Genomic DNA, 20,448 nt, shown 5'->3' on the forward strand with positions numbered 1-20,448 from the left:
TCAGAATTGGATTCTGTAAAGAATCCGGTCGATAACGGGGCGCAGGCGGCGCCGATCTGCCCGCAAAACGGGCAGGCACCTTGACTTCCCGGTCCAAGCAAGGTGTATCGGCGCGAACCGCGAAACATCCGCCAAGGGATACCCATCATGCACGCTTATCGCAGCCATACCTGCGCCGAACTGACCAAGCAGAACGTTGGTGAAACCGTCCGCCTGTCGGGCTGGGTTCATCGCGTGCGCGACCACGGCGGCGTGCTGTTCATCGACCTGCGCGATCATTACGGCGTCACGCAGGTGTTGTGCGACCCCGACAGCCCCGTCTTCAACGAGGTCGAAAAGGTCCGGTCGGAATGGTGCATCCGCATCGACGGCACGGTGAAGGCCCGCGATCCTGAACTGATCAACGCCAAGCTGCCCACCGGCGAAATCGAGGTCTATATCCGCGGACTCGAGGTTCTGGGTGCCGCGAACGAATTGCCGCTGATGGTGTTCGGCGATCAGGAATACCCCGAGGAAACGCGCCTGCGCTATCGCTATCTCGACCTGCGCCGCGAAGAGATGCAGAACAACATGAAACTGCGCTCGGATGTGGTGGCCTCGATCCGGCGCCGGATGTGGGATCAGAAGTTCCGCGAATACCAGACGCCGATCATCACGGCCTCGTCGCCCGAAGGCGCGCGCGATTTCCTGGTGCCGTCGCGCCTGCATCCGGGCAAGTTCTATGCGCTGCCGCAGGCGCCGCAGCTGTTCAAGCAGCTGATCATGGTGTCGGGCTTTGACCGCTATTTCCAGATCGCGCCCTGTTTCCGCGACGAAGACCCGCGTGCCGACCGCTCGCCCACCGATTTCTACCAGCTCGACATGGAAATGTCCTTTGTCGAACAGCAGGACGTGTTCGACACGATCCAGCCGGTGATCGAAGGCATCTTCGAGGAATTCGGCGGCGGCCGGAAGGTCGACAAGCACTGGCCGCAGATTTCCTACAAGGATGCGGCGCTGTGGTATGGCACCGACAAGCCCGACCTGCGCAACCCGATCAAGATGCAGGATTGTTCCGAACATTTCCGCGGCAGCGGTTTCGCCATCTTCGCCAAGCTGCTGGAACAGGACGGCACCGAAATCCGCGCCATCCCCGCGCCGGGCGGCGGCAGCCGCAAGTTCTGCGACCGCATGAACAGCTTTGCCCAGAAAGAGGGCCTGCCGGGCATGGGCTATATCTTCTGGCGCGATGGCGAAAACGGGATGGAAGCGGCCGGCCCGCTGGCCAAGAATATCGGCCCCGAACGCACCGAGGCGATCCGCCAGCAGCTTGGCCTGGGCAAGGGCGACGCGGCATTCTTCCTCGGCGGCAAACCCGCCAGTTTCGAACGCGTCGCCGGCAAGGCCCGCGACGTGATCGGCGAAGAACTGGGCCTGACCGACAAGGACCGTTTCGCCTTTGCGTGGATCGTCGATTTCCCGATGTACGAAAAGGACGAGGAAACCGGCGAGATCGATTTCAGCCACAACCCGTTCTCGATGCCGCAGGGCGGGCTCGATGCGCTGTCGGGCGACCCGCTCGATGTGCTGGGTTATCAATATGACCTGGCCTGCAACGGGTACGAGCTGATTTCGGGGGCGATCCGAAACCACAAACTCGACATCATGATCAAGGCGTTCGAACTCGCCGGCTATGGCGAGGACGAAGTGCGCAAGCGCTTCGGCGGCATGGTCAACGCGTTCCAGTTCGGCGCCCCGCCGCACGGTGGTTGTGCTGCGGGCATCGACCGCATCGTGATGCTTCTGGCCGACGAACAGAACATCCGCGAGGTCATCATGTTCCCGATGAACCAGCGCGCCGAAGACCTGATGATGGGCGCCCCGAGCGAACCCACCAGCGACCAGCTGATGGAACTGAACCTGCGGGTGATCCCGCAGGACTGATCCCCGGCGGACAGGGCTTTCCCGACCGCGGTCTTCGTGCCACTCTCGCGCACGACAGTAACGGGGACGGAGGCGGCCATGACCGCACAAGGGGACAGGCTGGCGGGATGGCAGGCGCCGCCGGCGCCGGACGGGTCGGCGCTGGAGGGGCGTTACGCGCGGCTGGAACGGCTTGATGCCGATCGCCACGCGGCGCTGATGTTTCGCGAATTCGACGGGCATGACAGCGTGTGGGATTACCTGCCATACGGCCCCTTCGGGTCCGCGGCGCAGTATCACCGCTGGATGCGCGATGCCGCTGCGGGCAGCGACCCGCTTTTCTACGCGATCCAGACCCGCGAAACCGGCGTTTTCGGCGGTGTCGCCTCGTTCCTGCGCATCACGCCCGCGATGGGCGTGATCGAGCTTGGCCATATCAACCTGTCGCCTGCGCTCCAGGGCACCCGCGCCGCGACCGAGGCGTTCTACCTGATGATGGGCTGGGCCTTCGACGGCGGGTATCGGCGGTTCGAATGGAAATGCGATGCCGGGAACATGCCGTCACGGCGGGCGGCGCAGCGACTTGGGTTGAGTTTCGAAGGGGTTTTCCGCCAGCACATGATCGTCAAGGGCCGCAATCGCGACACCGCCTGGTTCGCCGCGACCGATGGCGACTGGCCCGCCCTGAAAGAGGCGTTCGAGGTCTGGTTGGCGCCCCGCAATTTCGATGCCGATGGCCGCCAACGCGAACGCCTGTCCGATCTGACCCGGCTTGTGCGCATCAGCAGCGATCCCGCGCTATCGGCAAAATAGGACCGCGCGTCAGATCGCGACCCGGTCCCTCAGCCGGTCATGCACGAGGCCCGCAAGATGGGCGCGCCCGGCATGCGTCACGGTTCCTTCGCTGCGGGCACGGGCCAGCGATTGGCTTGCCTGCATCAATGCACCGTCGCCCGCACTCAGCGCGACGCCGTGCAGGAACTGCAGCGCATAGTCCAGCATGCTGTCGCTGATGTCATCCTCAAGGATGTCGGCGGCATGGGCCATGTCGTCGCGGAATGCCGCGAGATCGGGTTCGATGACCTGATCGCGCAGCAGACGGGGGCCGGCGGGTTGCCTGTCGGCGGGCAGGCGGCTCAGGAACGCGTCCTGGAACTTGGCAAGCGAATTCAGCGGCTTGGGCAGGAACCCGTCCGCCCCGGCCGCACTTGCCGTGGCGCGGGCCATTTCATCGCCGCTGGTGGCAAGGATGACGCCGACGCGGGGACGGGCGCGGTTCAGCTCGTCGATCAGTTCGGTGCCCGGCCCGTCGGGCAGGCCAAGATCGACGATCACAGCCGAAGGGCGGTAGACCTGCAGATGACGCCGCGCCGAGCGCAGGCAATCGGCCCGCCGCAGCCGCGCCCCCGACCGCAGGCACATCAGGCGCAGGGCCTCGCACGCGAAAACGCTGTCTTCGACCACAAGAACGGTCAGCCCCAAAAGCGGGCGGTTGGCGCTGGGCAGCGGTGCAGCGGGCAGAAAATGGCGATCATCCATGGCAAGCGATCCTCTTTGGCAGCGACGACGCGACTCACCATGCCGCCAGTTGGCTAACGTGCGGTTAAGGCGTGGATTGCGGCGCCCTGTCGCTTGCCCTTGGGCTTTCGCGCCCCCATAACAGGCGAAACGCGAACACGACCCGAAAAGGAGACCGCCATGATCGGACGTCTGAACCATGTCGCCATTGCCGTGCCCGATCTCGAGGCCGCCTCGGCGCAATACCGCGATGCGCTTGGCGCCAAGGTCGGAGCGCCCCAGGACGAACCCGATCACGGCGTGACCGTGGTGTTCATCGAACTGCCCAACACCAAGATCGAGCTGCTCTATCCGCTGGGCGAGAACTCACCGATCCAGGGCTTTCTGGAAAAGAACCCCTCGGGCGGCATCCACCATGTCTGCTACGAGGTCGAAGACATCATCGCCGCGCGCGACAAGCTGAAAGAGGCGGGTCTGCGCGTTCTCGGCGATGGCGAGCCCAAGATAGGCGCGCATGGCAAACCGGTTCTGTTCCTGCACCCCAAGGACATGAACGGCACGCTGACGGAACTGGAGCAGGTCTGATGGGTATCACCTCAGGCATCGTCCTTTACGCGGTCTTGTGGTTTCTCACCTTCCTGATCGCAATTCCGATCCGGCTCAAGACGCAGGGCGATGTGGGCGAGATCGTGCCCGGAACCCACGCATCCAGCCCCGAGGTTCACAACCTCAAGAAAAAGGCGATCATCACGACCATCGTCGCGGGCGTCCTGTGGGCGATCATCGCCTCGATCATCCTGACCGGCACGATCACCGTGCGCGATATCGACTGGCGCCACCTGATGCCGCCGGTGTCCGAACAGGGGTAGCGCAAGACCGCGCGGTTCCGGTCAGGAACCGCGCGATTTCACACCGTGATAGATGTGGGTGAAGGTGGCCGCGCCCAGGATCGGGATCAGCAGGTTCATGATCGGGATCGTCAGCGGGATCGCCATCAGGAACCCAGCCGCCCATATCGTCATCGCATGCCTGCGGCGCAGCTCCTTCGCGCCTGCGCGCCCCTCGCGGCGCATCGCGGCGAGGGTGAAATATTCCCGCCCCAGAAGGAACCCGTTCAACCCCCAGAAAAGTATCAGCGGGGCAAAAGGTATCCAGAAAACAAAGGCATAGACGAACAGCGCCAGCGTGTTCGCCGCGATCAGGACACCAAGGAAGTTGACCGTATCGCGCAGCGCATCGCCAAACGGCACCGGCGGCACGTCGGGCAGGGTCGGGTAATGGCGGTCCTCGACAGCGTCCGCCACTGTTTCCAGAAACAGCGACGTGATGGCCGACGCGACCGGGATCATCAGGAAAACCGACAGGATCAGCATCAGCAGCAGGCTCGACCACCCCACAAGGTCGTCCAGCCAGGTCACCGTCCCGATCAGCGGCAGCGTCGCCTCGGGGCCCATCATCGTCTGCAGCAGCCACAACACGGCGGCATAGGCCGCTACCAGCAGCGCAAAGGTCAGGCCGACGCCAAGCGCCAGCACCCGCAGGAAACGGCGGTCATGCACCTGGCCCAGAGTGCGCTGAAAGGCCGAAAGGATCAGTCCGATATCCATGTCACGATCCTGTCCAGGTCGGGGCGGGGGCGTTCGGGCGGCGCGCTGGTTTCCGTTCCGATATGGACGAAGCCCGCGATGCGTTCGTTTTCGCTCAGCCCCAGGCCACTGGCCATGAAGGTGCGGTCGTGGCTGGGCCATCCAGACAGCCAGTTGGCGCCCCAGCCCGCGGCCAGGGCCGCGTTCAACAGCGCCAGGCAGGCCGCACCGGCCGAGTATGTCTGTTCCAGCGCGGGGATCTTTTCGCTGGGCTTTTGCACCTCGATCACGGCCACGGCCAGGTTGCCCTGTTCGAACTGGCTGGCGCCCTTGTCCGCCTTTTCGGCGTCATGGCCCAAAGCGGCAGCCCGTTCGCGCGCCAACCCCGCCAGCCGTTCCAGCGCCGCGCGTTCCAGCACGATGAACCGCCACGGTTCCAGCTTGCCGTGATCGGGCGTGCGCGCGGCGGCCGTCAGCAACGTGGTCAGCGTGTCGCGGTCTGGAACAGGAGGCACCAGCGTCTTGGCCGGGCGCGAGCGCCGCGACAGCAGGAACTCCAGCGCATGGGGATTGGGATCGGGCATGAAAATCCTTTCTGGTTGCGGTGTTATGTCGGTCAGCCGCGCGCGGGGTTCAAGGGTTGGCCAGCAATTCCTGCGCCATTTCCCCGATCAGGTCGTCGAAAAACGCAGCCGTCCGGGCGTTGGGCTGGCGCCGCTCCATCGTGTGGGCCAGCGGATCGGGCGCGTCGGTCGCGCTGCCGGCAAGCTCGGCGATCGTGGCGTGACCGCAAAAGGGAACGTAGGCCTCGGAATATCCGCCCTCATGCACCAACAGCAGCTTGCCGCCGCATAGCCGCGCGGCGGTTTCCTTGATCCGCCGCGTCATCAGCCGGAACGTGTCGGCGCTGCAGGCCATCCGCCCCAACGGGTCGAAGATGGACGCGTCATATCCGCAGGCGACGATGATCGCCTCGGGGCGGAACCGTTCCAGCGCGGGTGTGATGATCCGGTCCATCACCGCAAGGTAGCCATCATGGCCGACGCCCGGCGGCAGCGGGATGTTCATGTTGAACCCGTCGCCCGCACCGCGGCCGCGATCCGTGATCGCGCCGCCGTCGATGGGATAGTTGAACTCCTGATGCACCGAGATCGTCAGCGTGTCGTCGCGGTCGTAATAGATCGCCTCGGCGCCGTTGCCGTGATGCACGTCCCAGTCGACGATCGCGACACGGCCCAGCAGCCCCTGGGCGCGGGCGGCTTCGATCGCGATGGGGATATTGGCCAGCAGGCAGAACCCGTTGGGCCAGTCGGGCAGGCAGTGATGCCCCGGCGGGCGCGACAGCGCATAGGCGTTGTCCATCTTGCCCTGCATCACGGCCAGCAGCGCGGCCTTGGACAATCCCGCCGACAGCGCCGCGATTTCGTAAGCCCCTTTTCCGAACGGCGTGCGCGGCCCCATCTCGCCCCCGCCGGCGTCGGATTTTTCCTTGAATTCATCAAGATAGCTGTCGGGGTGAATGCGCAGAAGGTCGTCGCGCGTGGCCTCGGGCGCCGAAGCGACGGTCAATTCCGACAAAAGGCCCGTCACCTCCATCAGGTTTTTCAGCCGCCGCTTGGTTTCGGGGCTTTCGGGCAGCCCGCCCGCCGCCAGCGGCTGCACGAGGTCACCCACGGGCAATGTCAGTGCGTAATTGCCGCCCGAGTGCCAGAAACACCGTTCGTCGTGGAAAAAGCCTGTGGTCATCGTGCGTCTCCTGCCAGTCGCGGTTGTCGCGGACTATTCAAGTCCGGCGCGGAATTGTCCATGCTCGGCGGATGGCCAATGATCTGCCCGACCTGTCGCATCTCGCCCGTCCGGGCGCCGAATTCGCCCTGCGCGTGACGCCCAAGGCGTCGCGCGACCGTATCGTGGCCGAAGGCGATGCGCTGCGGGTCTATGTCACCACCCCGCCCGAGGACGGCAAGGCGAACGCGGCAGTGCAGAAACTGCTGGCCAAGGCGCTTGGGGTCGCGAAATCGCGCCTGACGCTGATGCGCGGGCAGACCTCGCGCGACAAGCTGTTCCGGCTGGATTGATCTGGGCGCCTATTTGCGCACGCGCGAATAGATCCCTTCGGGCAGGTTCAGCGCCGCCGCCAGATCCTTGAGCTGTGAAATCGACAGTGTGATCTTTTGCATCTGGTCGGTGCGCGCGTCGTATTGTTCCACCGTCACGCATTCCTCGAAGGCGTTGATGACGATGTCTTCCTGCAATGGTGCCGCGCCCTCGTCCACGAGGGTGACAACGGTGGCGTCAAATTCGTGCTCGATGCTGAACATGAGGCCAGTCTATGGCGGGATTTCGCCAGCGCAAGCGATTCAACAGCGCGTGATCGGTCTGGCGGCGCGGCACTGGCATGTTAAAACAAACCCGTATCCGCGTTACGAAAGGAAGACGATGCGCGCACTGGCCCTGATCCTGATGGCCGCGATGGGCCTTGCGGGATGCGTCACGACCGGGGCGCCGGTTCCGGCCGCGCAGCCGACCGGCGCGGTGCCGCCGCCGCAATCCGCGCGCACCGCCGCGCGGCAGTTCATCGAGGTCGTGGAAACCGTCGAACCCGTGGCCGAGCGCGAATGCCGCCGCGTCGCGCCGGGGGCGAATTGCGATTTCCAGATCGTCGTCGACGACCGCCCCGGCCAGCCGCCCAACGCCTTCCAGACGCTGGATGCGAACGGGCGCCCGGTGATCGCCTTCAATCTCGGGCTGATCGCCGAGGCGCGCAACGCCGACGAGCTGGCCTTTGTCATGGGGCACGAGGCCGCACACCATATCGCCGGGCACCTTGACCGGCAAAGGCAGGCCGCCGCCGCCGGCGCCGTGATCTTTGCGGGGTTGGCCACGCTGACCGGGGCCAACGAAAGCGGCGTGCGCAGCGCGCAGGAACTGGGTGCGGCCGTTGGCGCGCGCACCTATTCCAAGGAATTCGAGCTGGAGGCCGACCGCCTCGGCACCATCATCACCAAAAGGGCAGGATACGACCCGCTGCGCGGGGCCGAGTTCTTTACCCGTATCCCCGACCCCGGAAACCGGTTCCTCGGCACCCATCCGCCCAATGCGCAACGCATCCAGGCCGTGCGCGAAACGGCGGCAAGGCTCTAGCCGTCTTCCCAGCCGGGGCCGCGGCTGCGCGCCAGCCGGATGCCGATGGCCAGAAGCGACGCGAGTATCCAGAAACACTGGATCACGGCCGCGGCAAGGTTGAAGTTGCCTGCAAGGCTGAACAGAACACAAGCCGCCGCCGCCAGGTTCACCCCGAAATAGGCCAGCGAATCGCCATACATCCGGCGCACCGTCAGAAGGCTGTAATTGAGGATATAGAGCGCGCAGCCGGCGACGCCGACAAGGTCCGGGAAACGGACCGCGGAAAAATCGAACATATCAAATACCCGTACAAAAGTGACAAAGGCGACTTGAAAACCTGCCGCCGTGCTGAAAACACCGCGATCATACATGTCCGGCCCATCCGCAACAGTAGGAGAAACCTGACCATGCTGGTCCTGCCCAACGTCCTGAGCGATCGCGGTTCGCGCTATGCGGTCTCGGGCGGCGCGGCGCGGGATGCGGATGACGCAGCCGCATTCATCAAGGAATTGAAGCGTAAAAAGAAATTCGCCAAGGCCACGCATAACAGCTGGGGGCTGATCCTGGCGGACGGCACCCAGCTCAAGGGCGATGACGGCGAGGCGGGCGCCGGCATGGTGATCCTGCGGATGCTCGAACGCGAAGGGCTGCACGACGTGATCGTCGTGGTCACGCGCTGGTATGGGGGCAAGCACCTGGGCGGCGACCGGTTCCGCCATGTGCAAAGCTGCGTGGAGGCCTTCCTTGCACAGTGGCGCGCGGGCGATTGATCAGGATCAAGGCTGCGGCCCGACCGAAGGCCTAACCTTGGCAACGTCTCAGCAGGGGAGGGCGCAATGCACAGTCTCGGCAATCCGATCAAGCATTTCTGGCTGGTTCAGGACATGGCGCGCAGCACCGGCGTCGATCTGGCGCAGGCCCGCCGCGACGGGCGGCTTTCCCCCGAAGACTGGTCGGCAATGGTGACCCGCTGCCGGGGCTGCCAATGGACCGAAGGCTGTGAACATTGGCTGGATGCGAACAAACAGGGCGCCGACGCCGAGGTGCCGCCCGGATGCGCGAACCGCGCGGTGTTCGACCGGCTACGCGAAACCGTCTGAAATAACGCGCATCAGCGTTTTCTCTTTCCGAAAATATCCTGGGGGGAGGCGCCGCTTGCGGCGGCGGGGGGCAAAGCCCCCCAACCCGGCGCGCCCGCAAGGGCGCGCAATCCCCTTTCGTCAGACGAACTGCTCCCGGATCAGCCGCTCTTCCAGGCCGTGGCCGGGATCGAACAATATCCGGTGCGCGACCTCCGGTGCGCTCTGGATTTCCACCGAAACGACATCGCGCACCGACCGCGAATCCGCATCCGCCATCACCGGCCGTTTCTCGGGGTCGGTGACGTCGATGCGCACATGGGCGGTCTTGGGCAAAAGCGCCCCGCGCCAGCGGCGGGGCCGGAACGGCGCGATCGCCGTCAGGGCCAGCACGTCCGAGCCGATCGGCAGGATCGGCCCATGTGCCGAATAATTGTAGGCGGTCGATCCGGCCGGCGTGGACACCAGCGCGCCGTCGCAGACGAGTTCCTCCATCCGCAACCGGCCATCGACGGTGATCTTCAGCTTGGCGGCCTGCGGGCCTTGCCGCAGCAGCGACACTTCGTTGATCGCCAGGGCCTCGTGCACCGATCCGTCCATGCGTGTCGCGCGCATGCGTAGGGGGTTCAGCACTTCTTCCTGTGCTTCCTGCAGCCTCTCGATCAGGTCGCTTTCGTGAAAGGCGTTCATCAGAAAACCCACCGTGCCCCGGTTCATGCCGTAAACCGGCGCATCCAGGGCCTGCGTGCGGTGCAGTGTCTGCAGCATGAAACCGTCGCCGCCCAATGCGACGATCACGTCGGCGCTGTCTTCGGGCGCATCGCCGTAGCGCGCCACCAGGGCCGCACGCGCGGTTTGCGCGCTGGGCGCATCGCTGGCCGTAAAGGCGATGGAAAGCGTCATCTGGCGGAAATCCCGTTTCCGAAGGGCTGAATTCGGTTCCGAAAGAAACACAAACTTCGCAACATAACCAGCCCCGCCGCATGTGCATGCGCCTGCGTCGCATTCGGCACTTTCCGTGGGGCGGGGTTTACTTTAGGACAACGCCCAAACCATTCCTTTGGATTTCACCGCAACGGAGCCCTTGATGTCTGACACCGGTTTCTTCACCGAATCCCTCGCCTCGCGCGACCCCGAGCTTTTCAAGTCGATCACCGACGAGCTTGGCCGCCAGCGCCACGAGATCGAATTGATCGCCTCGGAAAACATCGTTTCGGCCGCCGTGATGGAGGCCCAGGGCTCGGTCATGACGAACAAATACGCCGAAGGGTACCCGGGCCGGCGGTATTACGGCGGCTGCCAGTTCGTCGACGTGGCCGAGAACCTTGCCATCGACCGCGCCAAGCAGCTTTTCGGCTGTGAATTCGCAAATGTGCAGCCCAACTCGGGAAGCCAGGCCAACCAGGGCGTCTATACCGCGCTGCTGCAGCCGGGCGACACGATCCTCGGGATGTCGCTGGATGCCGGCGGGCACCTGACCCACGGCGCCAAGCCCAACCAATCGGGCAAGTGGTTCAATGCCGTGCAATACGGGGTGCGCCAGCAGGACAGCCTGATCGATTACGACCAGATCGCCGCGCTGACCGCCGAGCACAAGCCCAAGATGATCATCGCGGGCGGTTCGGCCATCCCGCGGGTGATCGACTTTGCCAAGATCCGCGAAATCGCCGACACCGTGGGCGCGATCGTTCTGGCCGATGTCGCGCATTTCGCGGGCCTCATCGCGGCGGGCGTCTATCCCAACCCGTTCCCGCATGCCCATGTCGTGACCACCACCACCCACAAGACCCTGCGTGGCCCGCGCGGCGGCATGATCCTGACCAATGACGAGGCGATCGCGAAAAAGATCAACAGCGCGATCTTCCCCGGCATTCAGGGCGGCCCGCTGATGCACGTGATCGCGGCCAAGGCCGTGGCCTTTGGCGAGGCGCTGCGTCCCGAATTCAAGGCTTATCAGCAGCAGGTCGTGAAAAACGCCCAGGCGCTGGCCGACCAGCTTATGAAGGGCGGCCTGGACATCGTCACCGGCGGCACCGACAGCCATGTGATGCTGGTCGACCTGCGGCCCAAGGGCGTCAAGGGCAACGCGACCGAAGCCGCGCTGGAGCGCGCGCACATCACCTGCAACAAGAACGGCATCCCGTTCGACCCCGAAAAGCCCACCGTCACCAGCGGTGTGCGCCTGGGCACGCCCGCCGGCACCACCCGCGGCTTTGGCGAGGCCGAGTTCCGCCAGATCGCCGACTGGATCGTCGAGGTCGTGGACGGGCTGGCCGCCAATGGCGAGGACGGCAATGCCGAGGTCGAAGCCAAGGTGAAGGCCGAGGTCGAGGCATTGTGCAAGAAATTCCCGATCTATCCTAACATCTGACCGGTTGTGCGCCCACATGGGCGCGCCAGGGCGGGGGGCTTTGCCCCCCGTCGCCACAAGCGGTGACTTCCCCCGGAATATTCATCGCAAGAGGACGCTCGGCCTCAGATTATGCCCTGCCAACGCAGCAGGCCGAGGATGATCGCCGCCAGCAGCAACAGGTTGAATGCCATGCTGCTCGCAAGGCTGAGCCACCAGTCCTTGCGACGCTCTTTCGGGTTGATGGTCTTGAGGTAATCCAGAGCCGTCGAATAAGCGCGGTCCAGTGCGCTGGTGTCCATCATGCGGGCCAGCTTGGGGTTTTCCGACATCTGCGCGGCTTCATCCAGCTGGCGCAGGTTGCGCCGCACCCATCCCGGCAAAAGGCGCCCGGCCTTGTTGGCGCGGTGCCCGAGCGTCCCCTTGCGCAGGCCCAGCTTTTGCTCCAGCAATGCGTTCAGATGCGCAGTCTTGCGCGAAAGGTCTTTGGAATCCATCGGCGTCTCTCCGCCGGGCAGGCTAGAACGCGTTCCGGCCGGGGTCAAACGCCAAGGGAGCAACGATGCTGAACTACATCACCCATGGAAACATGCAGGCAGGTCCGGGCCTTTTGATTGCGCACGGGCTTTATGGGTCGGCGCGGAACTGGGGCGAGATCGCAAAGCGTCTGTCCGAAGACCGGCCCGTCGTCGCCGTCGATATGCGGAATCATGGCGACAGCCCGTGGTTCGACACCCATGGCTACGAGGACATGGCCAACGACCTGGCCGAAGTCATCGGCCATCTGGGCGGGGCGTGGGACGTTCTGGGCCATTCCATGGGCGGCAAAACCGCGATGACGCTGGCATTGACCCATCCCGAAAAACTGCGCCGCCTGATCGTCGCCGACATCGCGCCGGTGGCGTATGATCATTCGCAAATTCAGTACATCGAGGCGATGAAGGCCGTGGATCTTTCGAGGGTTCAGAAACGCTCGGACGCGCTGGAACAACTCGGGGGCGTCGACGATCCGCAATTGCAGGCGTTCTTTCTGCAGTCGCTGGATGTGGCGAACCGGCGCTGGCGGCTGAACCTCGATGTGCTTGCGGCCGAGATGCCGAAAATCCTGTCCTTTCCGCAGATCGACGCGCAGTTCGACGGTCCGACCCTGTTTTTGTCCGGGGCGGATTCGCACTATGTCGACCGGGCCTACCGCCCGCGGATCAAGGAACTGTTCCCGCGCGCGCAATTTGCCAAGATACCCGGCGCGGGCCATTGGCTCCACGCCGAGAAACCACGCGAATTCGAAGCCGCCGTCAGCCACTGGCTGACCGTGACGGCGGCGGGGTGACAGGTCAGGCGTTGTTGTAAAGCTGGCGCGCCACGGCCCAAGACATGGGCAAGGCAAGCGCAAACCCCGCAGCCGCGGCGATCAGGATCGGCTGAAGCGTCGTGTACCCGGCCACGAGCGACACGATGATAAGACTTCCTGCCAGCGTGGTGCTGATGAGCGAATAGAGAATAGAAGCAAGGCGCATCATGGCGGGCCTCATGTATTGTTTGCACAGGCGCGTTCCCGTGAAACATACATTAGCAATTCAACAATACTTGCGCCTTGATCTGTGTCAGATCGAAAGCTGTTGCGCGGCTCTGTCTCGGGGCTGCAATTGACGCAGGTGGCCGGGGGCGCCTATTCGGCCGCTTCGCGCAGGCGCGGCCGTGCCGCCGAGGCAAGTTCGAGTTTTTGAAACGCCGTGCGCGCGCGGCAGAAATGCGGCGTGCCGGGATGCCCCTGCGCGATCCAGCGTGCGCAGGTGTCGGTGCAGTTGCATCGGTTGCAGGCAACCAGCGTGTCGCGCAATTCGTCGAAATGGGCGGGGGCCTGTTCATCGGTGATGTCGATCCCCAGATGGTCGAACATCGCATGGCGTACACGTTGGCGGCGCCGGAAATCGGACATCATTCTGTTAAGCGCACCTGACATTTCCTCTCTCCCTGTGTAAATTTTGGTTTACAGTGTATACGCCGGCATGCCTTGGCCGGATCACAGGAAGGTGAAAATTTTTTCCGGGCGCGAAAACGCGCCGGGCTATTGCAGGGATTTTTTGGATTATCTGGTCGGAGTGAGAGGATTCGAACCTCCGGCCCCTGCCTCCCGAAGACAGTGCTCTACCAGGCTGAGCTACACTCCGACCGTGGCGCGTGCATTACCGCTGCCTTGCGCGATTTGCAAGGGCTAACGCGCAGGAAATGCACGGGCCCTGTCGCGCCTTGCGCACGGGCACGGCCAAGGGCAAGATCGGCCCGTGCCGGGACAAGGGGCCGATGGATCACGTTCTTTCCCTGATTGGCGGTGTGGGCATGTTCCTTCTGGGAATGGAGGTCATGACGGCCGCGTTGCGCGATGCGGCGGGCCGCGATCTGCGGGCGGTTCTTGCACGTTTTACCACGACCCCGATGCGCGGTGTCCTGACCGGGGCCGGGGCGACCGCGATCATCCAGTCGTCCAGCGCCACGACGGTCATGACCGTCGGATTCGTCGGGGCGGGCCTGTTGTCGATGCCGCAGGCGCTGGGTGTGATATTCGGCGCGAATATCGGCACCACGGCCACCGGATGGCTTGTGTCGATCCTGGGGTTCAAGCTGCAGCTCGATGCGGTCGCGATGGCGGCTCTTTTGCCCGCCAGCCTGATGGTCCTGCTGGGCCGCGGCGCGGTGGCGCGGGCCGGACGCGTGGCGGCGGGGCTGTGCCTGTTGCTGGTCGCCCTGGCGCTGATGCAGAACGGCGCGGCAGACCTGACCGAACAGTTGACGCCCGAACGGCTGCCCGGACCAACCCTGGCCGGGTTGCTGTTTCTGGCGGGCCTGGGGGTCGCGGTGACGGTGCTCATGCAATCGTCCAGCGCGGCATTGGCGCTTGCCCTGGTGTTGCTCGACAGCGGGGCGCTGGCGTTGATCCAGGCGGCGGCGATCGTTCTGGGAATGAATGTCGGCACGACCTTTACCGCGATCCTTGCATCGGTCGGCGGATCGAAACCGATGCGGCAGACGGCCGTGGCCAACCTGCTGTTCAATATCGGAACGTTTGCGGTGGCCTTTCCGGTGGTCTGGCTGGCTGCGGGCTGGATCACCGATTTCGGCGCGGATCATGATGCGATGACGATCCTTCTGGCGATGCACACCGGATTCAACGTGCTGGGCGTCGCGATGTTCCTGCCTCTAACCGCGCGGTTTGCGGACTTTGTCGCGCGGTTGGTGCCGGAACGGAAAGAGCCGCCCCTGGTCAGCCTGGACCGTTCGATGCTGCGCGACCCCGAGACCGCGCTGGTCGCCGCGCAGGTGGCGGCGGACAAGATCGCGGCGCGGCTCTTCGGTGCGCTTGGCGGGGCGCTGGCCGGGCATCCCGATTTCCGGGGGCTTTCCGCGCTGGGGCCCTGTGACACCGCGGTCGAAGAGCTGCGGAACTTCCTGCAGAACATACGCCTGCCAGAGGGGCGCAAATCGGCCGAAGCTGTCTATTCCGCGTTGCTGCACCAGCTCGACCATCTGGTGCGGATGCGCGCACGGGTGGAAAGCCGGGGCTATTTCACGGCGCTGATGGATGACCGTGCGCTGCGCCGACCGGCGTTGGCGATCGGTGCCTGCCTCAGGCGTCTGGGCGAGGGGCCGTCGACGCAGGAGGCCGCCCGGCTGGCCCGCCTGCAGGCGCTTCTGGATCACCGGCAGGCACGGCATCGCCGGGGCCTGCTGCTGGGCGAACATGCCGGGCTTTATTCCTTGGCTGATGTGTTTTCGCATACCGATGCGATGCGGTGGCTGCTGCGCACCCTGCATCACGCGGTGCGTGTGGCCGACTACCAGGCGCAGGCGCGCGAGGGGTTGTCCGCGGCCCCCGAAAGGGCCGCGGACCGGGATTGATCAGACGCTGGCGTCCAGCGCGGCGACGATCGCATCGCCCATTTCCGATGTCGAAACAGGGGTCACGCCTTCTTCGCCCAGCAGGTCGGCCGTGCGCACGCCATCGGCCAGCACCTTTTCGACGGCCTTTTCCAGCCGGTCCGCCTCGTCGCCCATATCGAAGGAATAGCGCAGCGCCATAGCGAAGCTAAGGATGCAGGCGATGGGATTCGCCTTGCCCTGGCCCGCGATATCGGGGGCAGAACCGTGTACCGGTTCATACAGCGCCTTGGGCCGGCCATTGGCCATCGGGGCGCCCAGGCTGGCCGAAGGCAGCATTCCAAGGCTGCCGGTCAGCATCGCGGCGGCATCCGACAGCAGGTCGCCAAAGAGGTTGTCGGTGACGATCACGTCGAACTGCTTGGGCCAGCGGCAAAGCTGCATGGCGCCGGCGTCGGCATACATGTGGCTGAGCTCCACGTCCGGGTATTCCTCGTCATGGACCTTTTGCACCACTTCGCGCCACAGGATGCCCGATTCCATCACGTTGGCCTTTTCCATCGAACAGACCTTGTTGCCACGCCGGCGGGCCAGTTCGAAGGCCGAACGCGCGACGCGCTCGATCTCGGATTCGGTGTAACGCTGGGTGTTGATGCCCACGCGTTCGTTGCCTTCCTCGAAAATCCCGCGCGGTTCGCCGAAATAGATGCCGCTGGTCAGTTCGCGCACGATCATGATGTCGAGCCCGGCGACCACGTCCTTTTTCAGCGACGAGAAATCGGCCAGCGCGTCAAAGCACTGCGCAGGGCGCAGGTTGGCGTAGAGGTCCATTTCCTTGCGCAGGCGCAGCAGGCCACGTTCGGGTTTCACGCTGAAATCCAGGTTGTCGTATTTCGGCCCGCCCACGGCGCCCAGCAGGACGGCATCGACCGATTGCGCCTGTTCCATCGTCTCGTCCGTCAGCGGCGTGCCATGCGCGTCATAGCTGGCACCGCCAACAAGCCCTTCGCTCACGTCGAAGGCAAGGTCGCGCTTGGCGCCGTACCAGTCGATGATCTTGCGCACTTCGGCCATGACTTCGGGGCCGATCCCGTCACCGGGCAGGATAAGAAGCGATGGGTTGGTCATGTTCTGCTGTCCTTCGTCTGCAAAAGCGTTGCGCGTGGCGTAGCGCCCGGCGCCGGAAGGGTCAAGAAAGCAAAGGCGCCAGCCCGTCGGCCAGCACGTCCCAGACGCGCGCGATGCGCGGTGTCCGGCGCGTCGATTGCGGTGCGGCCAGCCAGACGGGCAGGGTGGGAAGGTCAATGCCCAGGTCGATGATTTCCAGCGACGGGTCGCGCTCGGCGATGTGGCGCTGCACGAAACCTATGCCGCAGCCAGCGCGCGCCAGTTCCACGCAGGCGGCCTGATCGTCGCAACGCAGGGCGAACCAGTCGCGCGTGGCGGGGAACCCGGCCTCGCGCATACCGCGCAGGATCAGGTCGGACCGGTCATAGCCGATCAGGTCGTGCTGCATCAGGTCGTCCGGCGTGCGCGGGCGGCCGCGCCTGTCGAGGTATTCGCGACTTGCGAAGATGGCGATGGGCAGATCGCCCAGATGCCGCGTGACGATATCGAGCTGCGTGCTGCGGAACATGCGCAGCGCGATGTCGGCCTCGCGGAACAGCAGGTTCTCGGGGCTGTCCGACGGCACAAGTTCGATCGTGATCTCGGGCTCTTCGCGCCGCAGGCGGGCCAGGATCGGTGGCAGGATGTAATGGGCCACGATGTGGCTGGCCGTGATCCGCACCACGCCTTTCAGGGCATGGTCCCGACCCATGGCGGCCAGCGCCATGCGGCCGGCCGCCTCTTGCATGCTGCGCGCGGCGGGCAGCAGCGCCTGGCCGGCCTCGCTGAGGGTCAGGCCGCGCGGGTGGCGGATGAACAGGGCGGTGCCGAACTGATCCTCGAGGCTGCGTATCTGGCGGCCAAGTGTCGGCTGGCTACTTCCGAGCAGGCGCGCCGCGCCCGACAGTGTGCCGGTTTCGGCCACGGCCAGGAATGCGGGGATGAGCGACCAGTCGGTGATCTTGAGCGTTTTGGCCATTCAATAATGAATGGAGGATATCCAAAATCTGTCAATATCCATTCGCAAGGGAATGAACGATAAGCGTGGCGAATGGATTAAGGAGGACAAGATGTCAGGAACTATCCTTGTGCTTGGGGCAAGCGGCCGTTTTGGGCGCAACATTTCCGATGTGTTCGCGGCCGCCGGCTGGACAGTGCGCGGATTCGACCGCGCAAAAGACAATCTGGACAGCGCCGCCGCCGGTGCCGACGTGATCGCGATGGGGTGGAACCCGCCCTATCACCGATGGGCGGCCGAGATGCCGGCCCTGCATGCTCAGGTCCGCCGCGCAGCCTTGCGTCATGGAGCGACCGTTCTGCTGCCGGGGAACGTGTATGTTTTCGGGGATGGCAGCGGACCGGTCTGGGATGAATCCACCCCGCACGCCGCGACCAACCCGCTGGGCCGGTTGCGCGCCGAGATGGAGGCCGCCTATCGGAACGAGGGCGTCAGGACGATCCTTCTGCGGGCGGGGGATTTCCTGGACACCGAAGCGTCCGGCAACTGGTTCGATGCGATGATGGCGAAGCCTGTCGCCAAGGGTGTTCTGCGCTACCCGGGGGCCACGGACGTGCCGCATGCCTGGGCGTATCTGCCCGATGTGGCGCGTGCGTTTCTGGACCTGGCGGAACAGCGCGACAGCTTGCCCGTCTATGCCGACATCCCCTTTCCCGGCTATACGCTGACGGGGCAGGAGATGGCGACGGCGCTTGGCCGCGTAACGGGGCGCAAGATACGTCTGCGCCCGGTCCCGTGGTGGATGCTGCGGCTGGCCCGGCCTTTCATGCCCTTCGTGGGCGGGATGTTCGAGATGCGGTATCTCTGGTCGCTTCCACACCGCATGGATGGCCGCCGCTTCGATGCGCTGTTGCCCGATTTCGTGCCGACACCGCTGGACATTGCCCTTGCGGCGGCGATCGCGCCGCTGCGCTAATCCGCGCCGGACAGGGCGATATCAGCCCAGACCGGGCGGTGGCGGCTGGCACGGGCAACGGCATCGGCCAGCGGGTTGTCCGGTGGCGGCCAGAACACGCCGCTTGCCACGATGCGCAGGTCGTTCGACGGCAGGACATAGCTGACCCGCCGCTGGCCCAGCCCGATATCCGACCAGTCCACCGTGTTCGCCCCCGCATGCCCCATTGGCGTCAGCGGGGCCACGCGCCGATCATTCACGAGGGCCCGGATCGCGCCGCGCCGCCCCTCACCCCGGTCCGGGTCTATGTTCGCGTTGCCGGCGATGACAAAGCGCGCCTGCGGGGCAGGGCCCAAGCCGCCATCCAGCAAGACCTGCCAAAACCGGATTTCGTCGGCATTGCGTAACCCGTTGCGGTCCTCGGGGCCGTCGAACACGGGCGGCGTGGCGTGAAAGGCCAGAACCCAGAGAGGCCCGTCAGGCGTTGCGACCGGCAGGGCCCAATGCGCGACCGATGACAGGCGTTGCGCCGCTTGTGCCTCGGGTGACGGAAACGGGGCGGCGTTGCGTGTGGGCAGGGTCGCGCCGGGCAGGTCGCGCCATGGCAAGGCGGTGAAATCCAGGGCTGCCGCGTGATCTATCGGAAGGCGTGACAGGATCAGCAGACCGCCCTGACCCCGGAACCCGCCATGGCCCTGCGCATCGTCCGCACGCCCGGTGCGGCCATCGCCATCCATGTCCAGACCCGTCGGCAGGCCGGTGTTCGGCGCGCGCAGAAACATGTGCGGCATATCCAGACCCGCCGCACCCAGCGCGCCCTGCAGGGCCGAGGCCGCCGCGTGACCGGCGTCGAAATCGAAGTTCTGCAAAACCAGGATGTCGGGGCCCAGCGCACGGATCACCTCGATGACCGCCGTGACCTGCGGGTCGCGTCCGTTGCGGATGTCGCGCAGCAAAAGCCCCGGACCGTCGCGGGAAAGCTCGGTGTTGTAGGTGGCGATGCGCAGCGTGTCGCCGGCCCAGGCCAGCGGCCCAAAGACGGACAGCAAGAGCGCGATCAGACCAGCTGATAGCTGTCTTCGTCGTTTTCCGAAGCGGCCTCGCCGTCGCCGGCGGCCTGGGCGGCCGCATAGGCGCGTTCGCGTTTCTGAAGGATCATCTGCGCGATGCGGTTCATGGCAATCCCGCGGATCATCATGCTGGCCGGCAGAATGGCCCATAGCGACACGACCCAGATCATCGTTTGTTCGTTTTCCAGGATCATCGGATCGACGATACCGGAGGCAGCCTTTGCGACCGCCGGAAGCAAGAATGGCAACAGGAAACCTAACACGAGGTTAATCAAGCCATGGCGCCGGAGCCGTGTAACGACATCGCTGCCGGCCGTTGGGTCGAAAAGCGGCAGGTTGATCCAGACATTGAACGCCCCGTGGCGGGCGGGCCAGCCGGCCACATGCACCAGCAGGAAAAAGAGCCCGACGATGCAGAGCGAAACGAAATACGCAAATCCCGCCGCAATTCTGAGGGTTTCGACCAGCGTTGCAGGCGCATCGGCCGGCAGGATCAGACCGATCAGCCGGACTGGCGAAAACGGAATGTCCAGAAATCCAGCGATCAACCCGGCGAGAGATGCCGCAATGGCGCCGATGGTGCTGGTGGTGTTTTCATCGGCGCAGACGGCACTGAGAACCGCCACGGTCAGGAACAGCGCACCGAACCGCAAGCGGTTGATCGGCGGCGCATAGCGGAACTCGACGAAGCTGGGGTAGGCGCTGTTGTATTCAAGAAAGACTAGCAAGGCGATGATGATCGAGATCAGCACCACGATCTGCGGGCCATCGTCGCTTGCGCTGGGCAGCGCAAGCGCCGGCAGTGCCACAAGCACAGCCACCAACACAGCGCGGAAAAGCGCTTTGAACAGTTGAACAATCACTGCCCGTTCCCTTCAACCTGGCTGGACGCGATGCGTTGCCGCGCCCTTTTTCCAACTT

General features: G+C 64.8%; 26 protein-coding genes and 1 tRNA gene. 12 read left to right on the forward strand and 15 right to left on the reverse strand.

What is annotated here, in order from left to right; genetic code table 11:
• Positions 1-147 precede the first annotated feature (147 nt).
• Together aspS and BLT50_RS07185 are read left to right on the forward strand one after the other, a co-directional pair.
• Positions 148-1,923: an aspartate--tRNA ligase gene (gene aspS, locus BLT50_RS07180; RefSeq protein ID WP_090027995.1), complete on the forward strand. Its 1,776-nt coding sequence runs from the start codon at positions 148-150 to the stop codon at positions 1,921-1,923.
• Between the two features lie 78 nt (positions 1,924-2,001).
• Positions 2,002-2,715 carry a GNAT family N-acetyltransferase gene (locus BLT50_RS07185; RefSeq protein ID WP_090027996.1) on the forward strand — a complete coding sequence of 238 codons (714 nt, stop codon included), beginning with the start codon at positions 2,002-2,004 and terminating at the stop codon, positions 2,713-2,715.
• A gap of 9 nt (positions 2,716-2,724) precedes the next feature.
• Here the strand turns inward: BLT50_RS07185 and BLT50_RS07190 are convergent, their stop codons facing one another.
• Positions 2,725-3,441, reverse strand: a complete 717-nt coding sequence (locus BLT50_RS07190) for a response regulator (protein WP_090027997.1) — start codon at positions 3,439-3,441, stop codon at positions 2,725-2,727.
• Between the two features lie 159 nt (positions 3,442-3,600).
• On the opposite strand from BLT50_RS07190, the gene mce reads away from it, so the two are divergent.
• Complete coding sequence (mce, locus tag BLT50_RS07195) at positions 3,601-4,005, forward strand: methylmalonyl-CoA epimerase (RefSeq protein WP_090028321.1); 405 nt, start codon at positions 3,601-3,603, stop codon at positions 4,003-4,005.
• On the forward strand, positions 4,005-4,289 hold the full coding sequence (locus tag BLT50_RS07200; RefSeq protein WP_090027998.1) for a DUF1467 family protein: 285 nt from the start codon (positions 4,005-4,007) through the stop codon (positions 4,287-4,289). Before mce ends, BLT50_RS07200 begins: the two co-directional genes overlap by 1 nt.
• 21 nt (positions 4,290-4,310) lie before the next feature.
• Here BLT50_RS07200 and BLT50_RS07205 read toward each other — a convergent pair whose 3' ends face one another.
• The 3 genes from BLT50_RS07205 to BLT50_RS07215 are packed head-to-tail and all read right to left on the reverse strand — an operon-like array spanning position 4,311 to position 6,752.
• Complete coding sequence (locus tag BLT50_RS07205; protein WP_245723322.1) at positions 4,311-5,027, reverse strand: EI24 domain-containing protein; 717 nt, start codon at positions 5,025-5,027, stop codon at positions 4,311-4,313.
• Positions 5,012-5,590: a nitroreductase family protein gene (locus BLT50_RS07210; protein WP_090027999.1), complete on the reverse strand. Its 579-nt coding sequence runs from the start codon at positions 5,588-5,590 to the stop codon at positions 5,012-5,014. The genes BLT50_RS07205 and BLT50_RS07210 overlap by 16 nt, the downstream gene beginning before the upstream one ends.
• Before the next feature lie 49 nt (positions 5,591-5,639).
• Positions 5,640-6,752 (reverse strand): class II histone deacetylase, encoded by a 1,113-nt coding sequence (locus BLT50_RS07215; RefSeq protein ID WP_090028000.1) that lies wholly within the window; start codon positions 6,750-6,752, stop codon positions 5,640-5,642.
• Positions 6,753-6,823: 71 nt separating this feature from the next.
• On the opposite strand from BLT50_RS07215, the gene BLT50_RS07220 reads away from it, so the two are divergent.
• Positions 6,824-7,084: a DUF167 domain-containing protein gene (locus tag BLT50_RS07220; RefSeq protein ID WP_090028001.1), complete on the forward strand. Its 261-nt coding sequence runs from the start codon at positions 6,824-6,826 to the stop codon at positions 7,082-7,084.
• A 9-nt stretch (positions 7,085-7,093) separates the two neighbouring features.
• Here the strand turns inward: BLT50_RS07220 and BLT50_RS07225 are convergent, their stop codons facing one another.
• Entirely contained in the window at positions 7,094-7,327 is a 234-nt protein-coding gene (locus tag BLT50_RS07225) for a hypothetical protein (protein WP_090028002.1), read from the reverse strand.
• A gap of 118 nt (positions 7,328-7,445) precedes the next feature.
• On the opposite strand from BLT50_RS07225, the gene BLT50_RS07230 reads away from it, so the two are divergent.
• On the forward strand, positions 7,446-8,150 hold the full coding sequence (locus BLT50_RS07230) for a M48 family metallopeptidase (RefSeq protein WP_090028323.1): 705 nt from the start codon (positions 7,446-7,448) through the stop codon (positions 8,148-8,150).
• On the opposite strand, the gene BLT50_RS07235 is transcribed toward BLT50_RS07230, so the two are convergent.
• Entirely contained in the window at positions 8,147-8,428 is a 282-nt protein-coding gene (locus tag BLT50_RS07235) for a CBU_0592 family membrane protein (protein WP_090028324.1), read from the reverse strand. The genes BLT50_RS07230 and BLT50_RS07235 overlap by 4 nt on opposite strands.
• Before the next feature lie 111 nt (positions 8,429-8,539).
• Here BLT50_RS07235 and BLT50_RS07240 point away from each other — a divergent pair, with 111 nt between their 5' ends.
• The gene (locus BLT50_RS07240; protein WP_090028003.1) at positions 8,540-8,902 is read left to right on the forward strand and encodes a YigZ family protein; all 363 of its coding nucleotides are present in this window, start codon (positions 8,540-8,542) and stop codon (positions 8,900-8,902) included.
• A 66-nt stretch (positions 8,903-8,968) separates the two neighbouring features.
• Positions 8,969-9,232, forward strand: coding sequence for a DUF6455 family protein (locus BLT50_RS07245; RefSeq protein WP_090028004.1), 264 nt, complete (start codon positions 8,969-8,971; stop codon positions 9,230-9,232).
• A 120-nt stretch (positions 9,233-9,352) separates the two neighbouring features.
• Here the strand turns inward: BLT50_RS07245 and BLT50_RS07250 are convergent, their stop codons facing one another.
• Positions 9,353-10,114, reverse strand: a complete 762-nt coding sequence (locus tag BLT50_RS07250; protein ID WP_090028005.1) for an NAD kinase — start codon at positions 10,112-10,114, stop codon at positions 9,353-9,355.
• Positions 10,115-10,298: 184 nt separating this feature from the next.
• Here BLT50_RS07250 and glyA point away from each other — a divergent pair, with 184 nt between their 5' ends.
• The gene (gene glyA / locus BLT50_RS07255; protein ID WP_090028006.1) at positions 10,299-11,582 is read left to right on the forward strand and encodes a serine hydroxymethyltransferase; all 1,284 of its coding nucleotides are present in this window, start codon (positions 10,299-10,301) and stop codon (positions 11,580-11,582) included.
• A 104-nt stretch (positions 11,583-11,686) separates the two neighbouring features.
• Here the strand turns inward: glyA and BLT50_RS07260 are convergent, their stop codons facing one another.
• On the reverse strand, positions 11,687-12,058 hold the full coding sequence (locus BLT50_RS07260; RefSeq protein ID WP_090028007.1) for a hypothetical protein: 372 nt from the start codon (positions 12,056-12,058) through the stop codon (positions 11,687-11,689).
• A 65-nt stretch (positions 12,059-12,123) separates the two neighbouring features.
• On the opposite strand from BLT50_RS07260, the gene BLT50_RS07265 reads away from it, so the two are divergent.
• Positions 12,124-12,891 (forward strand): alpha/beta fold hydrolase, encoded by a 768-nt coding sequence (locus tag BLT50_RS07265; protein WP_090028008.1) that lies wholly within the window; start codon positions 12,124-12,126, stop codon positions 12,889-12,891.
• Between the two features lie 4 nt (positions 12,892-12,895).
• On the opposite strand, the gene BLT50_RS07270 is transcribed toward BLT50_RS07265, so the two are convergent.
• The 3 genes from BLT50_RS07270 to BLT50_RS07280 all read right to left on the reverse strand — a co-directional run bounded on the left by BLT50_RS07270 (position 12,896) and on the right by BLT50_RS07280 (position 13,732).
• On the reverse strand, positions 12,896-13,081 hold the full coding sequence (locus BLT50_RS07270) for a CTP synthetase (protein WP_090028325.1): 186 nt from the start codon (positions 13,079-13,081) through the stop codon (positions 12,896-12,898).
• A 149-nt stretch (positions 13,082-13,230) separates the two neighbouring features.
• Positions 13,231-13,524 (reverse strand): DUF6455 family protein, encoded by a 294-nt coding sequence (locus tag BLT50_RS07275; protein ID WP_139170489.1) that lies wholly within the window; start codon positions 13,522-13,524, stop codon positions 13,231-13,233.
• 131 nt (positions 13,525-13,655) lie between these two features.
• Positions 13,656-13,732 (reverse strand) — tRNA-Pro (locus BLT50_RS07280).
• A gap of 58 nt (positions 13,733-13,790) precedes the next feature.
• Here BLT50_RS07280 and BLT50_RS07285 point away from each other — a divergent pair.
• A complete protein-coding gene (locus BLT50_RS07285) occupies positions 13,791-15,458 on the forward strand; it encodes a Na/Pi cotransporter family protein (RefSeq protein WP_090028010.1) in 1,668 nt (555 codons plus the stop codon).
• Here the strand turns inward: BLT50_RS07285 and leuB are convergent, their stop codons facing one another.
• Positions 15,459-16,565: a 3-isopropylmalate dehydrogenase gene (leuB, locus tag BLT50_RS07290; RefSeq protein ID WP_090028011.1), complete on the reverse strand. Its 1,107-nt coding sequence runs from the start codon at positions 16,563-16,565 to the stop codon at positions 15,459-15,461.
• Positions 16,566-16,626: 61 nt separating this feature from the next.
• A complete protein-coding gene (locus BLT50_RS07295) occupies positions 16,627-17,523 on the reverse strand; it encodes a LysR family transcriptional regulator (protein ID WP_090028012.1) in 897 nt (298 codons plus the stop codon).
• A 91-nt stretch (positions 17,524-17,614) separates the two neighbouring features.
• On the opposite strand from BLT50_RS07295, the gene BLT50_RS07300 reads away from it, so the two are divergent.
• The gene (locus BLT50_RS07300) at positions 17,615-18,478 is read left to right on the forward strand and encodes a Rossmann-fold NAD(P)-binding domain-containing protein (protein WP_090028327.1); all 864 of its coding nucleotides are present in this window, start codon (positions 17,615-17,617) and stop codon (positions 18,476-18,478) included.
• Here BLT50_RS07300 and BLT50_RS07305 read toward each other — a convergent pair.
• The gene (locus tag BLT50_RS07305) at positions 18,475-19,506 is read right to left on the reverse strand and encodes an endonuclease/exonuclease/phosphatase family protein (protein ID WP_245723323.1); all 1,032 of its coding nucleotides are present in this window, start codon (positions 19,504-19,506) and stop codon (positions 18,475-18,477) included. The genes BLT50_RS07300 and BLT50_RS07305 overlap by 4 nt on opposite strands.
• 8 nt (positions 19,507-19,514) lie before the next feature.
• Positions 19,515-20,348 carry a hypothetical protein gene (locus tag BLT50_RS07310; protein ID WP_245723324.1) on the reverse strand — a complete coding sequence of 278 codons (834 nt, stop codon included), beginning with the start codon at positions 20,346-20,348 and terminating at the stop codon, positions 19,515-19,517.
• Positions 20,349-20,448 lie beyond the last annotated feature (100 nt).

The sequence above is a fragment of the Lutimaribacter saemankumensis genome, assembly GCF_900100005.1.
Lineage (GTDB): Bacteria > Pseudomonadota > Alphaproteobacteria > Rhodobacterales > Rhodobacteraceae > Lutimaribacter > Lutimaribacter saemankumensis.

Excerpts from the sequence above, each read along its gene's own strand:
- BLT50_RS07220 (WP_090028001.1), top strand. The coding sequence starts at position 6,824 with ATGGCCAATGATCTGCCCGACCTGTCGCATCTCGCCCGTCCGGGCGCC.
- BLT50_RS07215 (WP_090028000.1), bottom strand. The coding sequence starts at position 6,752 with ATGACCACAGGCTTTTTCCACGACGAACGGTGTTTCTGGCACTCGGGC.
- BLT50_RS07250 (WP_090028005.1), bottom strand. The coding sequence starts at position 10,114 with ATGACGCTTTCCATCGCCTTTACGGCCAGCGATGCGCCCAGCGCGCAA.
- BLT50_RS07230 (WP_090028323.1), top strand. The coding sequence starts at position 7,446 with ATGCGCGCACTGGCCCTGATCCTGATGGCCGCGATGGGCCTTGCGGGA.
- BLT50_RS07235 (WP_090028324.1), bottom strand. The coding sequence starts at position 8,428 with ATGTTCGATTTTTCCGCGGTCCGTTTCCCGGACCTTGTCGGCGTCGCC.
- BLT50_RS07295 (WP_090028012.1), bottom strand. The coding sequence starts at position 17,523 with ATGGCCAAAACGCTCAAGATCACCGACTGGTCGCTCATCCCCGCATTC.
- glyA (WP_090028006.1), top strand. The coding sequence starts at position 10,299 with ATGTCTGACACCGGTTTCTTCACCGAATCCCTCGCCTCGCGCGACCCC.
- BLT50_RS07200 (WP_090027998.1), top strand. The coding sequence starts at position 4,005 with ATGGGTATCACCTCAGGCATCGTCCTTTACGCGGTCTTGTGGTTTCTC.
- leuB (WP_090028011.1), bottom strand. The coding sequence starts at position 16,565 with ATGACCAACCCATCGCTTCTTATCCTGCCCGGTGACGGGATCGGCCCC.
- mce (WP_090028321.1), top strand. The coding sequence starts at position 3,601 with ATGATCGGACGTCTGAACCATGTCGCCATTGCCGTGCCCGATCTCGAG.
- BLT50_RS07245 (WP_090028004.1), top strand. The coding sequence starts at position 8,969 with ATGCACAGTCTCGGCAATCCGATCAAGCATTTCTGGCTGGTTCAGGAC.
- BLT50_RS07260 (WP_090028007.1), bottom strand. The coding sequence starts at position 12,058 with ATGGATTCCAAAGACCTTTCGCGCAAGACTGCGCATCTGAACGCATTG.
- BLT50_RS07270 (WP_090028325.1), bottom strand. The coding sequence starts at position 13,081 with ATGATGCGCCTTGCTTCTATTCTCTATTCGCTCATCAGCACCACGCTG.
- BLT50_RS07285 (WP_090028010.1), top strand. The coding sequence starts at position 13,791 with ATGCACGGGCCCTGTCGCGCCTTGCGCACGGGCACGGCCAAGGGCAAG.
- aspS (WP_090027995.1), top strand. The coding sequence starts at position 148 with ATGCACGCTTATCGCAGCCATACCTGCGCCGAACTGACCAAGCAGAAC.
- BLT50_RS07275 (WP_139170489.1), bottom strand. The coding sequence starts at position 13,524 with ATGTCAGGTGCGCTTAACAGAATGATGTCCGATTTCCGGCGCCGCCAA.
- BLT50_RS07265 (WP_090028008.1), top strand. The coding sequence starts at position 12,124 with ATGCTGAACTACATCACCCATGGAAACATGCAGGCAGGTCCGGGCCTT.
- BLT50_RS07205 (WP_245723322.1), bottom strand. The coding sequence starts at position 5,027 with ATGGATATCGGACTGATCCTTTCGGCCTTTCAGCGCACTCTGGGCCAG.
- BLT50_RS07210 (WP_090027999.1), bottom strand. The coding sequence starts at position 5,590 with ATGCCCGATCCCAATCCCCATGCGCTGGAGTTCCTGCTGTCGCGGCGC.
- BLT50_RS07190 (WP_090027997.1), bottom strand. The coding sequence starts at position 3,441 with ATGGATGATCGCCATTTTCTGCCCGCTGCACCGCTGCCCAGCGCCAAC.
- BLT50_RS07225 (WP_090028002.1), bottom strand. The coding sequence starts at position 7,327 with ATGTTCAGCATCGAGCACGAATTTGACGCCACCGTTGTCACCCTCGTG.
- BLT50_RS07185 (WP_090027996.1), top strand. The coding sequence starts at position 2,002 with ATGACCGCACAAGGGGACAGGCTGGCGGGATGGCAGGCGCCGCCGGCG.
- BLT50_RS07300 (WP_090028327.1), top strand. The coding sequence starts at position 17,615 with ATGTCAGGAACTATCCTTGTGCTTGGGGCAAGCGGCCGTTTTGGGCGC.
- BLT50_RS07240 (WP_090028003.1), top strand. The coding sequence starts at position 8,540 with ATGCTGGTCCTGCCCAACGTCCTGAGCGATCGCGGTTCGCGCTATGCG.